The following is an 18,317-nucleotide window of genomic DNA, read 5'->3' as shown; positions in this document are numbered from 1 at the left end:
AACGACTCCAAGTGGGGGAAATGCGATGAAGACGGATATTCCACAAGGCGCACGCCTGCCTCACCTCTGGGAAGCAATCATTTCGCTTTTCTCGCTGGTCATCGGGATCAGCGTTTCAATCGTGGTTTACGGGCTCGACCCGCAGATACCGATGCTGCTCGGCGTCATTGTTTCAAGCATCGTGGCGCTGCGCTGCGGCTTTTCCTGGCAGAACATTCAGAACGGCATGGTCCGCGGCATCACCAACGCCCTGCCGGCGATGATCATCCTGCTGGTGGTCGGTATCCTGATCGGGGTCTGGATCCTGGCCGGTGTGGTGCCGACGCTGATCTATTACGGTCTGCAGTTCATGTCGCCGTCGATCTTCCTGCCGGCGACGCTATTGATCTGCGCCATCACCTCGCTGGCAACCGGCACCTCCTGGGGCACCGCCGGCACCATCGGTGTTGCCTTGATGGGGATCGGGGCCGGCCTCGGCTTTCCGCTGCCCATCGTCGCCGGCGCCGTGCTCTCGGGCGCCTACTTCGGCGATAAGATGTCGCCGCTGTCGGACACCACCAACCTGGCCCCGGCGATGGCCGGCACGGACCTCTTCACCCACATCAAGCACATGTCCTACACCACCGGCGTCACCTTCGCGCTGACGCTGGTGATCGAGATCGTGCTGGGGCTGAACTATGGCGGTGGCGGCGGCGATCTGGCGCGCATCGAAACCGTGCTGGCGACCTTGGACAGCAACTTCGTCATCAACCCGGTGCTGCTGCTGCCGCCGCTGGTGGTGCTCTTCGTTTCCTATAAAAGGATGCCCGCCATTCCCGGCATTACCCTGGGCGTGCTGGCCGGCGCAGTCTGCGCCATCGGTCTTCAGGGGGCCGGCTACGAGGCGCTGGCGAATGCCGCCTACGGCGGTTTCAGTTCCGAGACCGGCATTGAGGACGTCGACTCCCTGCTCAGCCGCGGCGGTCTGGAATCGATGTTCTTCACCATCAGCCTGATCATCGTGGCGATGATGTTCGGCGGCGTGATGGAGCGGACCAGCCAGTTGAAAGTGATTGCCGATACGATCCTGCAATATGCCAAGTCAACCGGATCGCTGATCACCTCCACGGTGCTGACCTGCATCGCCGCCAACCTGATCCTCTGCGACCAGTACATGGCCATCGTCATGGGCGCGCGCACCTATGCGCCGGCCTACCGCGAGCGCGGCCTGGCTCCGGAGAATCTGTCGCGCGCGGTGGAGGACTCGGCGACGGTGACCGCCAACCTGGTGCCGTGGAATTCCGGCGGCGCCTTCCAGGCCGCAACCCTGGGCGTCGCGACCATCGCCTATCTGCCGTTCAACTTCTTCTGCTGGATGTCGCCCATCGTGACCATCGTCTTCGGCGTCATGGGCTGGACCATCAAAAAACGCGACCCGGAAGGCGAAGCGGCCACGGCCACAAGCCCCGCCGAGTAGCGCGGCCGGGAGACACCCCCGCCGGGCGTGAAGTAATGCCCGGCGGGGTGCCGGAAACGGTCCGGGTCACTGTATGGGGGACGACGTTCGTCGGCCCGGGTAACTGCCCGAGAGTGCTCCACGACGCGCTCGCGCTGTCGCAAAAAAGCAGGTGACAGGACAAGCCGGGGCGTGTATTCGAAAAGGCATGACCCACGCGTTCGCCACTTTTTGGTACTTTTTTAGCTATCCGGGCCTTCAGGCGGACGGAGGGGAACGTATGGTCTGAATTCAGCAGATCGACAAAGAACCGAACCAACCGCCAGCTCTCTGGCGGTTTTTTTGTTGCCGCCGGGGGCCAGACCAAGGAACCCGACGATGCCGACACTGACCGATGATCTGAGAATCCAGGAAATAAGGGAGCTGGTCTCGCCTGAGACGCTCCTCGACCAAATCCCCCTGACCCCGCCTGCGGCCGGGACGGCGCAGAATGCCCGCGCCGCGATCCATCAAATCCTGAACGGAGAGGACGACCGCCTGCTGGTGGTCGTCGGCCCCTGCTCGATCCATGATCCTGTGGCGGCGCTGGACTATGCGCGGCGCCTTGCCGCCCTCCGCCGCGATCTTGCGGATCGGCTGGAAGTGGTGATGCGGGTCTATTTCGCAAAACCGCGCACCACAATCGGCTGGAAAGGCCTGATCAACGACCCGCATCTTGACGGCTCCTACGATATCAACACGGGCCTCCGGCGGGCGCGAAGACTGCTGGCGGAGATCAACGAACTGGGGCTTCCGGTCGGCTGCGAGTTCCTGGACACCACCGTGCCGCAATACATTGCCGATCTGGTCGGCTGGGCCGCCATTGGTGCCCGCACGACGGAAAGCCAGGTTCACCGGGAACTCGCTTCCGGTCTGTCCTGCCCCGTCGGCTTCAAGAACAGTACAGCGGGCGATGTGAAGATCGCTGTCGATGCCATCCAGTCGGCAGCCCATCCCCACCACTTCATGGCGGTGACCAAGAACGGGCGCGCCGCCATTGCCGCGACCACCGGTAACGCCGACTGCCATATGATCCTGCGCGGCGGGGTAAGGCCGAATTTCGATTCAGCTTCTGTCGATGCCGCCTGCAGGACGGCGGAAGCCTCTGGCCTGCGGGGCATGGCCATGATCGATACCAGCCACGCCAACAGCGCCAAGAAGCCCGAGAATCAGCCGATGGTGGCCGAGGATGTCGCCGCCCAGATCGCCGGCGGCGAAGATCGCATCATCGGGCTCCTGATCGAAAGCAATCTGGTCGCCGGGCGTCAAGATCTGGACGCAAGGCCGCTGACCTACGGTCAATCGGTGACAGATGGCTGCATCGACTGGGACACCTCGGTCGGGGTCTTGCGCGGGCTCGCCGACGCCGTTGCGGCACGCCGCCGGGTCGCGGCCGGGCGGTTTGCGCTTGTTGTGTAGGAATCTACCCGCCAGGCCCTTGTTTTGGGTAGGCAGGGTGACATTCTGCCGGCCCCAAGCACTGTTTTTCGCGGAGCTTGTCTAGGCGAATGAGTGGCTTAGTCTGATCGGGCCGAAAGTCAGCGAAACTGGCACGGCTGTTGCTCTCAGAACAGCAGGCTGGCGGTGTTGGGATAGACGGCCCCGCTGCGGCTCAAGAAAAAACGGGAGGAAACCAGTGAAGACCAAACTGATTGCCACGGCGGGCGCCGTGGCTCTTGCTGTGCCTCTGCCCGTTGCGACGACCCTGGCGGCGCGGGTGCAAGGGGAAGCTACTTCCAGGAAAACCACCGCTCCGGCGCCGACTCCTTACTTCAAGCGCCAAGCTGCGCGGCTCGATGATCATCGGCTTTGAATGACGCGTTTGCCGCTTTCTCCAAGATCCCCGGACGAAGCGGTCCCTGGAGGTAGGCCAAACCCCCGGAACCACGTCTTGGTGGGTGGAGAGTGTTGTTCGCGAGCACAGATCATCTTGAAATAGAGGCGCGGGGAACTAATAACTACTGCGATCGTATCAATCAAAACGCTCAGCTTGAGAGCTGCGCAAATCAGTACAGGGAGTTCGAAATGAGATTTACGGTATTCACCGGCGCCGCCGTTGCCATCGCCCTCACCGCAACGACGGGCTTTGCCCAGGATCGCGCCGGCTGGCCGGACAGCTTCACCGTCGGCACGGCCTCGCAGGGTGGAACCTACTTCGCCTACGGTTCCGGCTGGGCCAACCTTGTGGCGGACGAGCTTGGTATTTCGGGTGGCGGCGAGGTCACCGGCGGACCCATGCAGAACATGGCGTTGGTGCATACCGGCGATGCGGCCTTCGGCATGACCACCATGGGTCCTGCGGCGGAGTCGATCCAGGGTACGAATCCCATCGCCCCGGGCCTGCAGATGACCAATGCCTGTGCCATGTTCCCGATGTACCAGACGCCTTTCTCGATCACCGCGCTTTCGTCCTCCGGCATTGCATCCGTCAAAGACATTCCCGAAGGCGCCCGCATCGGTTTCGGCCCGGCGGGCTCGACGTCAGATACCTACTTCCCCCGCATGATCGAGGCCCTGGGTGTAAAGTTCGAGCGCCGGAACGGCGGTTGGTCCGATCTGGGCGGTCAGCTTCAGGACGGCTTGCTTGATGTGATTGCCTTTGCCGCCGGTGTGCCGGTACCTGCGGTCAGTCAGCTTGAAGTGCAGACCAAGGTGAACATCATCGAGTTCACGGAAGAAGAGCAGGGGAAAATTCTCGAAACCTTCCCCGTCTCCTCCTTCGAGATCGCGGCTGATACCTACACCACGTTGGAAAAGAACGCGCGTTCGGTATCGATGTGGAACTTCGCGATTGCGAACTGCGACTTGCCGGAAGACTTTGTTTACGCGGCCGTCAATGTTGTGATGTCCGACAACGAGAGGATGGTCAACATCCACCGTGCCGCCCGCTCAACACTGCTCGAGAATTGGGACAAGAACGAAGTTATGAAGTGGCATCCGGGCGCGGCCAAGTGGTTCAACGAGAACGGCGCCTCAATTGCCGCTGACATGATCCACGGCAGTTAAGCGTCATTGCCTGATAGTGAGATATGGGCCGCCTGCTTTGCCGGGCGGCCCTCTTTTTATCAGTCACTTAGGGGGCGAGAGTAAGCGCTGGTATTCTGGAGTCATTCAGGCAGACTAATGAAAAAAAGGGAGGGCGCCGTGACGAACCAAACCGAAACTGAGAGTCAGATTACCGTCGAGGGGGTCGACAAGGAGCCCGTCGAAAGCAACCGGCGACTGTTCGAGGGGCGGGCGTATCTCGTGGTCGGCGCACTGGCTGCGGTCTACGCAGGCTTCCATATGGCCGCGCTGAACGGTTTGTCTATCAGTGCCATGACGGGCGGCCTGGTGGACCTTCCCTTCTTGCCGGTTTTTCCTATGGAAACCTGGAATTTTCGGATCGTGCACATTGCCGGGGCGCTCGGTCTCGGTTTCATTCTCTTCTCGGCGCGCAACTTTGCCAGCGGTCCGGCGAACGAAACCCGCCTGTTGGATTATCTTTCCTATCTGCTGATCCTGCCGGCGCTCTTCGCACTCGCTACGGCACTGTCTTTCGCGGTGGATATCGCCGGCGGCGCGATGTGGAACGGCATCGATGAAGGGATCAAGTTCAAAGAGATGTGGCTCTTTGGCCTGCCGCTCATGCTGGCAACCATCGGGGCCATGCTGCTCTCCTGGGTCGACCGGCGGGAGCGCAGCCATTTTGCCTTCCCGGACATCGTGCTGGCGGTCTGTGGCATGGCCGTGGCGACCTACCTGATTGCTATCTACGGCACCTTGATGCGCAACTCCACGGGAACGCCCTTTGCCCCCATCGGCATCTCCATCGCGGCGGTCGCCGGTACGATCCTGATCATGGAACTGACCCGTCGCGTTGCCGGACTGGCGCTGGTCATCATCTCCGTTATCTTTTTGGTCTACGTCTTTACCGGACAGTACCTGCCCGGTTTTCTCAGCGCGCCAGCGATCACCTGGCAGCGATTTTTCAGCCAGGTCTACACAGACGCCGGCATTCTTGGGCCGACAACCGCTGTATCCTCCACCTACATCATTCTTTTCATCATCTTCGCGGCGTTTCTACAGGCCTCCAAGGTAGGGGCCTACTTCGTCAACTTCGCCTTTGCGGCGGCAGGTCGGGCACGTGGCGGCCCGGCCAAGGTGGCGATCTTTGCCAGCGGCTTGATGGGGATGATCAACGGAACCTCTGCCGGCAACGTTGTTGCCACGGGCTCACTCACCATCCCGCTGATGAAGAAGGTCGGCTATCATCGTAAAACCGCCGGCGCGATCGAAGCCGCGGCGTCGACCGGCGGGCAGATCATGCCCCCCATCATGGGTGCGGGCGCCTTCATCATGGCAGAGATCACCGGTATCCCTTATACCGACATCGCGGTTGCAGCGATCATCCCGGCAATCCTTTATTTCGTATCCATCTACTTCATGGTTGATTTCGAGGCCGCGAAGCTCGGCATGCGGGGTATGCGCGATGACGAATTGCCGAAGCTGCGCGAGATGTCCCGGCGCATTTTCCTGTTCCTGCCGATTATCATCCTGATTGCAGCGCTCTTCATGGGCTATTCGGTTATCCGGGCCGGCACCCTTGCGACCGCCGCCGCTGCTGTGGTGAGCTGGCTTACCCCTTACCGCATGGGACCGCGTTCCATCGCCAAGGCGTTCGAGATTGCCGGCGTCATGTCAGTGCAGATCATCGCTGTCTGCGCTTGCGCCGGTATCATCGTCGGGGTTATCTCATTGACCGGCGTCGGCGCGCGGTTCTCGAACCTGCTGTTGGGCCTTGCCGAGGCATCCCAACTCCTGGCGTTGTTTTTCGCCATGTGCATCGCCATTCTTCTTGGCATGGGCATGCCGACAACTGCAGCTTACGCCGTGGCGGCATCGGTTGTGGCCCCCGGCTTGATCGAACTCGGCATCCCGGCCCTGACGGCCCATTTTTTCGTGTTTTACTTCGCCGTTGTTTCGGCCATTACGCCCCCGGTCGCTCTGGCATCCTATGCTGCCGCCGGTATCTCCGGCGCCAATCCGATGGAGACGTCGGTCGCCTCGTTTAAAATTGGCATCGCCGCCTTCATCGTGCCGTTCATGTTTTTCTACAACCAGGCGATCCTGATGGAGGGCAGTGCTTTCGAAATAGGGCGCGCTTTGGTCACGGCCGTGCTCGGCGTATTTCTGCTGTCGGCCGGTGTACAGGGTTGGTTCCTGGGCGCACGCACGGTCTGGTTCCTGCGTGTTGCCCTTGTCCTTGCGGCTCTCTTCATGATCGAGGGCGGAATCCTGTCCGATATCATCGGTATCGGCCTGGTCGCGGCCATATTGTTCGTGCAGCGTGTGATCAAGCCATCGCCGGGCGCCGTCATGCCCGTTCGTGGTCCCGACTGAAGGCGGTCGTCCTTGGTCAAACGCGCTGCTGTGCCCCGGCGCGTTAAAGGGCTGTTCAGGCCCTGACCCGCCGGCGGCTGCGCCAGAACAGCAGCCAGCCGAGCGGGCCGAGCAGCAGGACCATGACCAGCCAGCCGACCCGTGGCCCCATCGGACAGCGGCTGCCCGGCGGCGGGCGCCAACTGCCGGCGTTGCGCGACAGCGTAATGTGCGCAAGGGGCAGCAGGTAGCCGAAACCGAGAATCAGCCAGGCCGTGAGTTTTGGGTCCATGCCTGCTATCTTGGCCCATCGCGGGCCCCGGCTCCAGTCGGATTCGGGCGGGGTTCTGCGAGCCTTTCTGCAGGGTCCCATCCAAAGCGACGATTTACCGACATGCAAAGCATTCTTGAGACGGTGCTGCCGATCTTCGGCCTGATTCTCTGTGGCTATCTGGTTGGCCGCAAGGGCTGGATGAGCGAGGAGGCGATCAAGGGCCTCAACACCTTCGTTTTCTATTTTGCCATTCCCGCCCTGCTGTTCCGCGCCATGGCCCGCGGCCCGGGTCTGATCGAGATTTCCATCGTCGGCGCCTACATGAGCGCCATTTTCGTGACCTTCGTCGTGGCGCTGGGCGTTTCGCGGCTGCTGTTCCGCACCAACCTGGCGGAGCGCACGCTGTTCGGTATGGGATCGACCTTCTCCAACACCGTGCTGCTGGGCATTCCCCTGATCTTCACCGCCCTCGGCGACGAAGGCGGCGTCCAACTGATGTTGATCATCACCTTCCATTCGATCGTGATCTTTCCGGTCATCACGGTGCTGATCGAACTGGGTCTCGGGGCCGGCCAGGGGTGGCGCAGTCTTGCGGTCAACACGGTGAAGGCGCTGGCGGTGAACCCCATCATCCTGGCGCTGGTGGCCGGAATCGCCTTCGGTGCCTCGGGCCTGACCCTGCCGGCGCCCGCCGAACGTTTCACGGTGTTGCTGGGCAGCGCGGCGGCGCCCTGCGCGCTCTTTGCCCTGGGGGCCACGCTGACCGGCTTTACCATCGCGGGCGACCTGAGGGAAACCCTGGCGATTGTCGTCATGAAGCTGTTCGTTCACCCGGCGGTGATGGCGGTGATGGCCTTCTACGTGTTCGACCTGACGCCGCTGGCGGCCGTCGTGGCGATCCTCACCGCCGCCATTCCCTCCGGCGCCAACGTTTTCATCATGGCGCGGCAGTACAACATCTATCTCGCCCGTTCGGCCTCCGCCGTGCTCATCTCGACGGCCTTGTCCGTTGTAACGCTCTCGATCCTGCTGGCGGTATTGAAAGCGGACCTCTAGATCGGATCATGTTTTGACGGAACCACTTCGTGGTTGCGCCAAAACATGTGAATCCGATCGCCATCAAACAGTTAGAGCAGATTCACCCGGTCGCCAGATATCCCAGGGGATCGCCTCCGGCGATTCCATCCGACCGGGATCTGCTCTAGGCAAGCTGCCGGCGCGGCCGATCAGATGTAGGCGAGGAAGCGCCCGCAGAGGATGACCGCCAGCCAGAGTGCGATGGAGAGCCCGCCGGCCAGTTGCAGCCGTGCGGTGTTCACCGGCATCTCCGGCACCTGGGCCAGGGTCCAGTCGGCGGCGCGGCGCAGCAGCAGGGCATTCACGACGGCGGCCAGCAGCAGCAGGAGTTTCACCTGAAACAGCGGCGTCGCGGCGTACTTTGCGGCGCCGACGGAAAACAGCAGCAGGCCCGTCGTGACGGAGATCGCCAACCCCGAGACGGCGACCGGGATCAGAACCCGGGCCAGCGGCTTGATCGGCATCCTGCGCCAGAACCCCAGGAGCCGCAGGTCAAGCGGCAGAATCGCCCCGAACAACAGGGCAAGGCCCAGGATGTGCCCCGCGTTGACCACCGGATAGACCCAGCGCGAGGCGCGCAGGGCCGACGGCAGGGCCATGTTCTGCAGCGCCGTCAGCGCCTCCAGCAGCGTTGCCCCAAGATCCATCCGGGTGCGGTCCCAGCAGCTTTATGGATTTAGTCGCGGTCCGGATAGAGGTTGTAGATTTCGCCGTCGATGACAACGCGCTCGGCCTTCACCCGCTTGTCGTCCGGGTCGGCGGCGCGCTCGCCTAAGATGGTTACTTCGGTGCCGATCGCCAGCATCCCGTCTTTCAGTCCGGCCCGCTCGTTGCGCCAGGGCTGGCCGACTTCCACGGTCCAGATCTCGCCTTCGGCATCGACGGTCAGCACCCCGTGGGGGTTGCCGAGCTGGACGGTCTTGATCAAGCCGACCAGCTCGAAATTTCCGCCTTCGGTCCAGCGCCAGCCGTGGTGGGCCAGGGCGGTCCTGACTCCAAGTGTCCCGCCCAGCGCTGCCAGACCAAGCACTACACTGCTGCCAATAACGAATCGCCGCCTTGTCGCCATGATATCAGAGCCTCCGTTGTCAGCCGTGTTCTTCACAGATTAGCGCCTGCCGCTCTCCGCTATGGTTACTATTTAAGGCCGTCTCGGCGTCAGACCAGCATTATCTGAGGGGGCCACCGGACAGTCGAGGAAAGCGCCGAGCGACCAGGATTCGGCTGAAAATCGGGCTTTTCTGTCTGATCGAGCCCGGCCATTGGGTCAAATTTGGAATTAATGATATCGTTAACTATTCATTAGGAATTCGAGACTAATTTTAAGTACAGACGGCCTGGCAAGCCCTCCCCGGGTCCTCCTGGGTCGTCGTTCGGATGTTTATCCGTTCCTTGTAACGCCTCCCTGTTAAACTTGCCGCCGGGTTCGCCCCGGCGGTTTTTCTTTGTGCCGCCCGTTGCCGCCGATGCGAAGACTGGTCAGCCGTCGGTCGTGGTCACGTTGAGGCTGTATCACGCAGGTCATTTCCCCCGAAGATTGCAATTGCTCTGCTTCGCTGCGCAGTGCTCTCTTGTGTCTACTTGGATGCATGGACCCAGGTCTTGATTCGTAGCGCGGCGAGACGGCTTTTACCTCGACGAAACGGCTTTCTATCAAGGCGTTAACGATTCTCCACTTGACCATCAGGTGGACGCTGCTAGTGTTTGGCACGGCAAGTTGACAGGGTAGAACGAAACAAGGGGAGGGGCCACGATCCATCTGGATCGAAGGCCCTCCTTCAATTTTGGGCCCCGGTTTTCGAGTCTCCCCGAACCTCCTTTCTTCGACATCCTGACATCATCGCGTGATCCGGCGCCGCGCCCTGCGATGATTGGGGCTGCGCTCGGCCTGCTGACTTGTGTAATCTGCCCGCACAGCATCGGAGGCCTCACCGTGGCAGATCCCAAGTTCCTGAAGTTCGACACCCTTTCCCTGCATGCCGGCCAGCAGCCCGATCCGGTGACCGGCGCAAGGGCGGTGCCGATCTACCAGACTACATCCTATGTCTTCCGCGATACGGATCAGGCGGCGGCTCTGTTCAATCTGGAGCGGGCCGGCCATATCTACAGCCGGATTTCCAATCCCACCGTCGCGGTGCTGGAGGAGCGCATTGCCGCCCTGGAACTGGGGGTCGGGGCCATCGGCACGGCCTCGGGCCATGCGGTGCTGCATCTGGCGGTCGCGACCCTGATGGGCCAGGGCGGGCACATCGTGGCTTCCTCCTCGCTTTACGGCGGCTCGATCAATCTCTTCACCCACACCCTGCCGCGTTTCGGTATCACCACGACCTTCGTCAATCCGCGCGATGTCGGGGCTTTCCGCGATGCCATTCGCCCGGAAACGCGCCTCGTCTTCGCCGAAGGTCTGGGCAATCCGGGGCTGGAGGTGCTCGACATTCCGGCGGTTGCCGAGGTGGCCCATGCCGCCGGCCTGCCGCTGATGATCGACAGCACCTTTGCGACGCCCTATCTCTGCCGGCCGATAGAACTGGGCGCCGATCTGATCATGCACTCCGCCACCAAATGGCTGGGCGGCCACGGTTTGGCGCTCGGCGGCCTGCTGGTCGACGGCGGCCGTTTCGATTGGGAGGCGAGTGGGCGCTTCGACACCCTGACCGAGCCCTACGCCGGCTATCACGGCATCGACTTCGCCGAGGAATTCGGCCCCCAGGCCTTTTCCATGCGTGCCCGGGCGGAGGGCCTGCGCGATTTCGGTGCGGCGATGAGCCCGCAGAACGCCTTTTACATCCTGCAGGGCGTCGAGACCCTGCCGCTGCGCATGGAACGCCATATGGCCAACACCCACAAGGTGCTGGACTACCTGAAGGGCGAAGACGCGGTCTCCTGGGTTATTCACCCCGATCTGCCGGACCACCCGGATCACGCGCTGGGCCAGCGGCTGATGCCCAAGGGCTGCGGCTCCATCGTTTCCTTCGGCGTGAAGGGCGGCCGCGCGGCGGGGGCGAAGTTCATCGAGGCCTGCCAGCTTTCCTCCCACCTGGCCAACGTCGGCGATGCCAAGACCCTGGTGATCCATCCGGCCAGCACGACCCATCAGCAGATGTCCACGGACCAGCTTGCCACCGCCGGGGTGGGGGAGGATATGATCCGTCTTTCCGTCGGCCTGGAAGACCCGGACGACATCATCGGCGATCTGCGTCAGGCCCTGCGCGTTTCCCAGAAAGACTGAGTCACCAAAGTTTTACCGGCGGATAGAATCATATGGAACTGACTGTAGAGGGTGCGCGGGTCTATACCGCGACCGGCGGCCGCTCCTTCGACCCGGACCTGCCGGCGGTCGTCTTCCTGCATGGCGCCGGCCTGGATCATACGGTCTGGGCCCTGCCGGCGCGCTATTTCGCACACCACGACGCCAGCGTTCTCGCGGTCGACCTGCCGGGCCACGGGCGCTCCGGCGGCGCGGCGCTGACGTCGATCGAGGCGATTGCCGACTGGACCGTGAAGCTGCTGGACGAGGCGGGATTGGCGAAGGCCACGCTTGTCGGCCACTCCATGGGCGCCCTGGCGGCGCTGGACTGTGCCGCCCGCCACACGGGCCGCGTGCGCGCTGCCGCCTTGATGGGGGTGGCGCCGAAGATGCCGGTGCATCCCGACCTGCTGGCGGCAGCCGAGACCAACGACCCGGTCGCTTTTGCGCTGATGACCTCCTGGGGTTTCGGGCCGAGCGGCCACTTCGGCGGTGCGCGCATGCCGGGTGCCTGGATGATGGGCGGCGGCGAGCAGCTTCTGGCCCAGGTACCCCCCGGCGTGCTGTACAGAGATCTCTCGGCCTGCAATGCCTATCAGGGGGCCATGGCGGCGGCGGAAAAGATCACCTGCCCGCTGCTGGTGGTGATGGGCGACCAGGACAAGATGACCCCGGCGCGGGCCGGGGCCAAGCTGGCCGCGGCGATCCCCGGCGCGCGGCAGGTGACCATCCCCGCCTGCGGCCACATGATGCTCTCGGAAAAACCCGACGAAAGCCTCGACGCCCTCAGAACCATATTGTGACCGGATGAGATGACCGAGCCCGTTCCCGCGACCCGCGCGGACTATCCGCAGTTCCTCACCATCCCGACGCGCTGGATGGACAACGACATCTACGGCCACGTGAACAACGTGGTCTACTATTCCTACTTCGACACCGTGATCAACGACTACCTGATCCGCGCGGGCGGGCTCGACATTCACGACGGCCAGGTGATCGGTGTCTGCGCCGAGAGCGCCTGCCAGTACAAGGCGGCCTTCGCCTTTCCCGAGGCGGTGGAGGCGGGCCTCAAGGTTGCCCATCTGGGCAAGCGTTCGGTGCGCTACGAGATCGCCCTGTTCAAGCAAGGCCGCGACGAGGCCGCGGCCACCGGCAGCTTCGTCCACGTCTTCGTCGAGCGCGCGACCATGAAGGCCGTGCCGATCCCCGACGGCCTGCGCGCCGCGCTGGAGAAGCTGCAGGCGTAGGCGCAGCATCTTTTCATCAGGGCGTCGAACAAAAATGCCCCCTCACCCCGGCCCTTTCCCACGGAGGGGAGAGGGGGAAGTTATAGATGCTGCTGAAGACACCCTCTCCCCTCGTGGGAGAGGGAGGGGCCCGCGAAGCGGGAGGGCGAGATGAGCTTCCCGCGAAGCAGGAGGGCGAGGGGGATCTTCCTTACTCCGCCGCCAATCTGTCCAATCTCAAACGATCGCGGCTGTCGGTCAGGCGGTAGACGCCGACGAAGACGGCGGTGACGGCGCCCAGGGTGGTGCCGCCGGCGATCAGGAACATGATCATCAACTGGTACTTCACCGCCTCCATGGGCTCGACGCCGGCGAGGATCTGGCCGGTCATCATGCCGGGCAGGGAGACCAGGCCGGTGGCCGCCAGGGAATTGATGATCGGCATCAGGGCCGTGGTCAGGGCCTGGCGGGTGACCGGCAGCATGGCGGCGCGGCGGGTGGCGCCGAGGCAGAGCTGCGCCTCGATGCCCGCCCGTTGCTGGCGCGCACCCTCGGTCAGGCGCTGCAGGCCCAGCGCGATCCCGGTCATGGTGTTGCCGAGGATCATGCCGAGCAGCGGCAGGGCATAGCGCGGGTCGTACCAGGGGTCCGGCTGAACCTGGGTGGTGAGCGCGAAGAGGGTCACCAGGGTGGCGGCCATCAGCATGGCCGAGGTGCCGATGCCATAGGCCCAGAGGCGCTGGAAGCCGCGTTCCTGGCGCGCCATGATCTCGCGTCCGGCAAACAGGATCATGGCCAGCGCCGCCAGACCGGTCCACCAGGGCGAGGCCAGGGCGAAGAGCTTGGTGAGGACCAGGCCAACGAGGAAGAGCTGCAGCACGCAGCGCAGTCCGGCGATGGCGAGGCTGCGCTCGATCCTGAGCTGCAGCAGCAGCGACAGGCCGGCGACCGCCAAGAGCAGTAATGCGGAAAGGCCGAGATCCAAATACTCAAGACGGATGTAGTCGTTCATTGCGCGTCTTCCTGCAGCGCTTCGCGCAGGCGGCCGCGGTCGATCCAGAACTGCCGGCTTGCGATGCGTTCGGCCTGGCGCCGGTCATGGGTGACCCAGAGCAGCGCAAGTCCGTGGTTCTGTTTTTCCTTCAGCAGGGCTTCGACGGCGGCGGTGGCGTCTTCGTCCAGGGGGCCGGTCGGCTCGTCGAGCAGCAGTACCTTGGGTTGCCGTTCCAGCGCGCGCAACAGAGCGAGGCGCTGACGCTCCCCGGTGGAGAGCTGCGGCACCGGGCGATCGTTGACCGCCGTTTTCAGTTGCAGGCTTTCGGCCAGCGGCGCCAGGCTGTCCCAGTCCTGAAAGTGATCGGCCAGCCGGTCGGACCACCAGCCCGGTTCCGCCGGCACGTATCCGACCCTTTGCCGCCAGTCCGGCGCCGGCATATTGCGCCGCTCCCTGCCGTCCAGCGAGACATCGCCCTGGCAGGGGTCGAGGTCGGCCAGGGCGCGCAGCAGCAGGGTCTTGCCGGCGCCCGAAGGGCCGCTGAGGGCGATACTCTCCGCGGCGGCGAGATCGAAGGAGACCGGCTCAAGGCCGGGGCGGGAGAGTTGGTGGACCGACAACATGGTTCACGCAGCTTAGAGGGTCGGGCGGAGTCCCGGCCAGGGGCCTTGGGCCTTCAGCGGGTCATCGGATAACGCAATCGCGGCGAGGCCGATTCGTCGAATGAGAAACGGCCGGGCGGTTTGACGCCGCCCGGCCGCTGAACACAGGTCATGGTACTCTGATTAAGTTCTGCAAAAGCGGTGGTCAGGCCGCTTCGTTCTCAAGCACCTTGGCACTGCCGATGGCAGAGGTGATCTTGATACTGCGGGGCTTCTTGGCCTCCGGCACCTCGCGGACCAAGTCAACGGACAGCAGGCCGTTTTCCAGCTTGGCGTCGGCGACCTTGATGTAGTCGGCCAGATCGAAGCGGCGCTCAAAGGCGCGCGCGGCGATGCCGCGGTGCAGGTAGTTGGTCTGATCGTCTTCGACCGGGGTCTTTTTGCCGGTGATGGTCAGACTGTTTTCCTTCGCCGTAATGTCGAGCTCGTCCTCGGCGAAACCGGCCACCGCCATGACGATGCGGTAGCTGTCCTCGCCGGTTCTCTCGATGTTGTAGGGCGGATAGCTGTAGGCGCTCTCGTCAAGCCGGCTGGCGGTATCGAGGGCGGAAGCGAGGCGGTCAAAACCGACGGTCGCACGGAACAGGGGGGAAAGGTCGAGACTTCTCATGTCCATATTCTCCTTCATGAGCAACATGGTTGGTCATTGGGCCCACCGGATGGTCGAGCCCTCTTCATCTGCCGCTTTTTTGGGAACCCTCTATGAGGCGCCCCCCGCAGCCTATAAGATATTGGGTCTCGAAAAGACGATTCAAGCCTTGCCGGGATTACGCGATGCGATATTATTCCTAGTCTGGGATGGTGAATGTCCCAAGGGATTGTTAAGTCCAATCGCGTTAAACTCCGGCGCTTTTCCGGGGGCCAAGCGGTCCCTGTTTTTGAACGAACCGCTGCAAGAGATCTGTTTTGAGCGATCAAACCGTCGCCTTCTTTGATTCGACCTTCGAGGAAGCCCTGGCTCTGACTCGCGAGGCCAGGGAATACCTGACCAATCGCGACCCGGGCGAGCGCAAAGAGATGTCGCCGGGCGACCGCATGGCCATGAGTTGCGAAACCATGCGGCTGACATCCCGGCTCACCCAGATCATGGCCTGGCTGATGGTCCAAAAAGCCGTTCATGCCGGCGAGATGACGCGCGAAGAGGCGCGGGCGCCGGAGTTCAGGCTGTCCGGAAAGGCGGTTTGCGAGGAGACCTCGCCACCGGTGGAGGGGGTGACCCTGCAGCCCCGGTTGAACGAGTTGCTGGATCGATCCCACCGGCTGTATGAGCGGGTGGCGCGTCTCGATGCCATGCAGGAACGCTCTTCCCGTCCGGCCCTGCAGGAGTAGCCCGCAAACACGGGCAAGACAAAAGGGCGGCCGAACAGCCGCCCTTTATCCGTCTTCGAAGCGTTTTTTCAGCCCCCGCCCGGCCCATCAGGCCCGCTGCGGGAGTACCGGGAAAACGGCTATTCCGTCTTCAGGCCGAAACCGCCGAAACGCTTGTTGAACTTGGCCACCTGACCGCCGCTGTCGACCAGGCGATGCTCGCCGGTCCAGGCCGGATGGGTCTTGGGGTCGATATCCAGGCGCATGGTGTCGCCCGACGCCCCATAGGTGGAGCGGGTGGTGAACTCAGTGCCGTCGGTCATTACCACCTTGATCTCGTGGTAGTCCGGGTGCAGGTCTTTTTTCATGGCTTTGATCCTCGAGAAAGCGCGGCGCTGTATACCCGAGGCAGGGCCGGGATGCAAGCCTGGAGAGCCGCCGCCCGGGGCCTTGGGCCGGAGCGCCGGGAATCTGCAGAAAATTCGTTAATTCAAGGCTTTGACAGGATGGTTCCGGCGGCTTTTCGGGCTTGCGGCGGGGGCGCCTCCTTGGTGGAATGGGCCCGGGAAAGGGGCTGATCGCGCTCTGGGTGAGGGTTTGGGGGCGGTTTGGTCCTGCGTCCATTCGCCATTTGCGCTCTCAGGGAATATCTTCTGTTCTCTGCCGGGCCGGTCGGAAGGGCGGCCTGCCCCCGGGGCCGGATGTTCAACGGCCCGGGTTTCGACCGAATCCCCGGACCGACCTGTCCGTTTGGCCTGCCCTGTCCGTTTGACCTGAAAGAGTAGTTCCGATGCGCATGTCTTCCCCCCCGCCCGAGGGTATCCGAGGCGACGCACCGGCCCGCGGCAGCCTGAAGCTGCTGACGGATCTCTGGCCTTTCGTCCGGCCCTACGGCCTGCAGCTGCTGGGGGCCATGGCGGCGCTGCTGGTGGCGGCGGGGACGGTGCTCGGCCTGGGCATGGGGCTGCGCCGCCTGGTCGACGAAGGTTTCTCCGCCGGCAATGCCGCCCTGCTGAACCAGGCGGTGCTGGTTCTCTTCGGCGTGGTCATCCTGCTGGCGGCCGCCAGCTATGCTCGGTTCTTCCTGGTCTCCTGGATCGGTGAGCGGGTGGTGGCGGATATCAGGAAACGCATTTTCGATCACATCCTGACGCTGTCGCCGGCCTACTACGAAGTGACCCGCACCGGCGAGGTGCTGTCGCGCCTGACCACCGATACCACCCTGCTGCAGACGGTGGTGGGCTCGTCGTTTTCCATCGCTATCCGTAATTCGCTGATGCTGATCGGCGGCTCGGTCCTTCTGCTCATCACCTCGGCGAAGCTGACCGCCCTGGTCTTTCTGGTGGTGCCCCTGGTGCTGCTGCCGATCCTGACCTATGGGCGACGGGTCCGCCGGCTCAGCCGTGACAGCCAGGACCGCATTGCCGACCTTGGCGTCTATGCCGGTGAGACCATGGATGCGATCCGCACGGTCCAGGCCTTCGTGCACGAAGGGGTGGACCGCCGTCGCTTCTCCGCCCGGGTGGAGGAGGCTTTCGGTGCCGCGCGCCTGCGCATTGCCGCGCGCGCCATGCTGACCGCCGTAGTCATCGTGCTGGTCTTCGGCGCCGTCAGCGTCATCCTCTGGATCGGCGGTCACGATGTGCTCAGCGGGCGGATCAGCGCCGGCGAACTCTCCGCCTTTGTTTTCTATGCCATCGTGGTGGCCGGGGCCGCCGGGGCGGTGAGCGAGGTGATCGGCGATCTGCAACGCGCCGCCGGGGCGACCGAGCGGCTGATGGACCTGCTGGAAGCCGAGCCGGAGATCACCGCGCCGGCGAACCCTCTGGCGCTGCCGACGCCGGCGCGCGGTGCGGTCAGTTTCGACAACGTGGTTTTCAACTATCCCTCCCGCCCCGACCGTTCGGCCCTGCAGGGGTTGAGCTTCACCGCCCAGCCGGGCGAGAAGATCGCCATCGTCGGCCCTTCGGGTGCCGGTAAGACCACGGTGTTCCAGCTGTTGTTGCGGTTCTACGACCCGCAGGAAGGCAGCATTCGCCTGGATGGCGTGGCCCTGCCGCAGGCCGATCCGGCGGATCTGCGCGCCCGCATCGGCCTGGTGCCGCAGGAGCCGGTGGTCTTTTCCGCCGACGCCTGGGAAAACATCCGTTACGGTCGCCCGAACGCCAGCGACGAGGAAGTGCGCCAAGCGGCGGCGGCGGCTGGTGCGCTGGAATTCCTGGAGCAATTGCCTGACGGCCTCGACAGCTATCTCGGCGAAAAGGGCGTGCGTCTTTCAGGCGGCCAACGCCAGCGCCTCGCCATCGCCCGGGCGATCCTGAAGGACCCGCCGCTGCTGCTGCTGGACGAGGCGACCAGCGCTTTGGATGCCGAGAGCGAGCGTGCCGTGCAGCAGGCCCTGGACCGCCTGATGGCGGACCGCTCCACCCTGGTCATCGCCCACCGCCTGGCGACGGTGCTGAAGGCCGACCGCATCCTGGTGATCGACGAGGGCCGCCTGGTGGAAAGCGGCAGCCACAAGGAGCTGGTCGCCGCCGACGGCCTCTACGCCCGCCTCGCCGCTCTCCAGTTCGGTCAGGCCGCAGCGTTGGATATCTCGGCGGCTTAGGGCGCGACCCTACAGATCACGGTTGCCCGGCGACACAGCCGAGTGTCCGCGAAAGCCCCGGTATAGCCTCTTTTCAACCCGGATCT

18 protein-coding genes are annotated in these 18,317 nt (G+C 63.6%); 11 read left to right on the top strand and 7 right to left on the bottom strand.

Annotated elements, in window-relative coordinates; genetic code table 11:
* Positions 1–25 precede the first annotated feature (25 nt).
* From nhaC to HBA54_RS18235, 5 genes are all read left to right on the top strand, one after another.
* Entirely contained in the window at positions 26–1,456 is a 1,431-nt protein-coding gene (gene nhaC / locus HBA54_RS18255; protein WP_167227244.1) for a Na+/H+ antiporter NhaC, read from the top strand.
* Positions 1,457–1,813: 357 nt separating this feature from the next.
* A complete protein-coding gene (locus HBA54_RS18250) occupies positions 1,814–2,893 on the top strand; it encodes a 3-deoxy-7-phosphoheptulonate synthase (protein WP_167227242.1) in 1,080 nt (359 codons plus the stop codon).
* A 217-nt stretch (positions 2,894–3,110) separates the two neighbouring features.
* Positions 3,111–3,287 carry a hypothetical protein gene (locus tag HBA54_RS18245; RefSeq protein ID WP_167227240.1) on the top strand — a complete coding sequence of 59 codons (177 nt, stop codon included), beginning with the start codon at positions 3,111–3,113 and terminating at the stop codon, positions 3,285–3,287.
* Positions 3,288–3,499: 212 nt separating this feature from the next.
* Positions 3,500–4,480, top strand: coding sequence for a TAXI family TRAP transporter solute-binding subunit (locus HBA54_RS18240; protein WP_167227238.1), 981 nt, complete (start codon positions 3,500–3,502; stop codon positions 4,478–4,480).
* 138 nt (positions 4,481–4,618) lie between these two features.
* Entirely contained in the window at positions 4,619–6,856 is a 2,238-nt protein-coding gene (locus tag HBA54_RS18235; RefSeq protein ID WP_322096067.1) for a TRAP transporter permease, read from the top strand.
* 55 nt (positions 6,857–6,911) lie between these two features.
* Here HBA54_RS18235 and HBA54_RS18230 read toward each other — a convergent pair whose 3' ends face one another.
* Positions 6,912–7,127 carry a hypothetical protein gene (locus HBA54_RS18230; protein WP_167227234.1) on the bottom strand — a complete coding sequence of 72 codons (216 nt, stop codon included), beginning with the start codon at positions 7,125–7,127 and terminating at the stop codon, positions 6,912–6,914.
* Between the two features lie 102 nt (positions 7,128–7,229).
* Between HBA54_RS18230 and HBA54_RS18225 the strand changes: the two genes are divergently transcribed.
* Positions 7,230–8,165, top strand: a complete 936-nt coding sequence (locus HBA54_RS18225; protein ID WP_167227232.1) for an AEC family transporter — start codon at positions 7,230–7,232, stop codon at positions 8,163–8,165.
* A gap of 170 nt (positions 8,166–8,335) precedes the next feature.
* On the opposite strand, the gene HBA54_RS18220 is transcribed toward HBA54_RS18225, so the two are convergent.
* Positions 8,336–8,833, bottom strand: coding sequence for a hypothetical protein (locus HBA54_RS18220; protein ID WP_167227231.1), 498 nt, complete (start codon positions 8,831–8,833; stop codon positions 8,336–8,338).
* A gap of 29 nt (positions 8,834–8,862) precedes the next feature.
* The gene (locus HBA54_RS18215) at positions 8,863–9,255 is read right to left on the bottom strand and encodes a DUF6152 family protein (RefSeq protein WP_167227229.1); all 393 of its coding nucleotides are present in this window, start codon (positions 9,253–9,255) and stop codon (positions 8,863–8,865) included.
* 864 nt (positions 9,256–10,119) lie between these two features.
* On the opposite strand from HBA54_RS18215, the gene HBA54_RS18210 reads away from it, so the two are divergent.
* The 3 genes from HBA54_RS18210 to HBA54_RS18200 are packed head-to-tail and all read left to right on the top strand — an operon-like array spanning position 10,120 to position 12,680.
* Positions 10,120–11,415, top strand: coding sequence for an O-acetylhomoserine aminocarboxypropyltransferase (locus HBA54_RS18210; protein WP_167227227.1), 1,296 nt, complete (start codon positions 10,120–10,122; stop codon positions 11,413–11,415).
* Positions 11,416–11,447: 32 nt separating this feature from the next.
* The gene (locus HBA54_RS18205) at positions 11,448–12,236 is read left to right on the top strand and encodes an alpha/beta fold hydrolase (protein WP_167227225.1); all 789 of its coding nucleotides are present in this window, start codon (positions 11,448–11,450) and stop codon (positions 12,234–12,236) included.
* 9 nt (positions 12,237–12,245) lie between these two features.
* Positions 12,246–12,680: an acyl-CoA thioesterase gene (locus HBA54_RS18200; protein WP_167227223.1), complete on the top strand. Its 435-nt coding sequence runs from the start codon at positions 12,246–12,248 to the stop codon at positions 12,678–12,680.
* A 190-nt stretch (positions 12,681–12,870) separates the two neighbouring features.
* Here HBA54_RS18200 and HBA54_RS18195 read toward each other — a convergent pair whose 3' ends face one another.
* From HBA54_RS18195 to HBA54_RS18185, 3 genes are all read right to left on the bottom strand, one after another.
* Positions 12,871–13,671: an ABC transporter permease gene (locus HBA54_RS18195; RefSeq protein WP_167227221.1), complete on the bottom strand. Its 801-nt coding sequence runs from the start codon at positions 13,669–13,671 to the stop codon at positions 12,871–12,873.
* On the bottom strand, positions 13,668–14,276 hold the full coding sequence (locus HBA54_RS18190; protein WP_167227219.1) for an ABC transporter ATP-binding protein: 609 nt from the start codon (positions 14,274–14,276) through the stop codon (positions 13,668–13,670). The genes HBA54_RS18195 and HBA54_RS18190 overlap by 4 nt, the downstream gene beginning before the upstream one ends.
* A 184-nt stretch (positions 14,277–14,460) precedes the next feature.
* Positions 14,461–14,925 carry an Hsp20 family protein gene (locus tag HBA54_RS18185; RefSeq protein ID WP_167227217.1) on the bottom strand — a complete coding sequence of 155 codons (465 nt, stop codon included), beginning with the start codon at positions 14,923–14,925 and terminating at the stop codon, positions 14,461–14,463.
* Between the two features lie 296 nt (positions 14,926–15,221).
* On the opposite strand from HBA54_RS18185, the gene HBA54_RS18180 reads away from it, so the two are divergent.
* On the top strand, positions 15,222–15,644 hold the full coding sequence (locus HBA54_RS18180) for a DUF1465 family protein (protein WP_167227215.1): 423 nt from the start codon (positions 15,222–15,224) through the stop codon (positions 15,642–15,644).
* Between the two features lie 119 nt (positions 15,645–15,763).
* Here the strand turns inward: HBA54_RS18180 and rpmE are convergent, their stop codons facing one another.
* A complete protein-coding gene (gene rpmE / locus HBA54_RS18175; RefSeq protein WP_167227213.1) occupies positions 15,764–15,991 on the bottom strand; it encodes a 50S ribosomal protein L31 in 228 nt (75 codons plus the stop codon).
* 422 nt (positions 15,992–16,413) lie between these two features.
* On the opposite strand from rpmE, the gene HBA54_RS18170 reads away from it, so the two are divergent.
* On the top strand, positions 16,414–18,231 hold the full coding sequence (locus HBA54_RS18170) for an ABC transporter transmembrane domain-containing protein (RefSeq protein ID WP_240932752.1): 1,818 nt from the start codon (positions 16,414–16,416) through the stop codon (positions 18,229–18,231).
* The last annotated feature ends 86 nt before the right edge of the window (positions 18,232–18,317 follow it).

The sequence above is a fragment of the Pelagibius litoralis genome, from assembly GCF_011683915.1.
In the GTDB taxonomy this organism is placed as follows: domain Bacteria; phylum Pseudomonadota; class Alphaproteobacteria; order Kiloniellales; family Kiloniellaceae; genus Pelagibius; species Pelagibius litoralis.
Note: the sequence above shows the minus strand (reverse complement) of the source record. Positions and strands in the feature narration are given on the sequence as shown.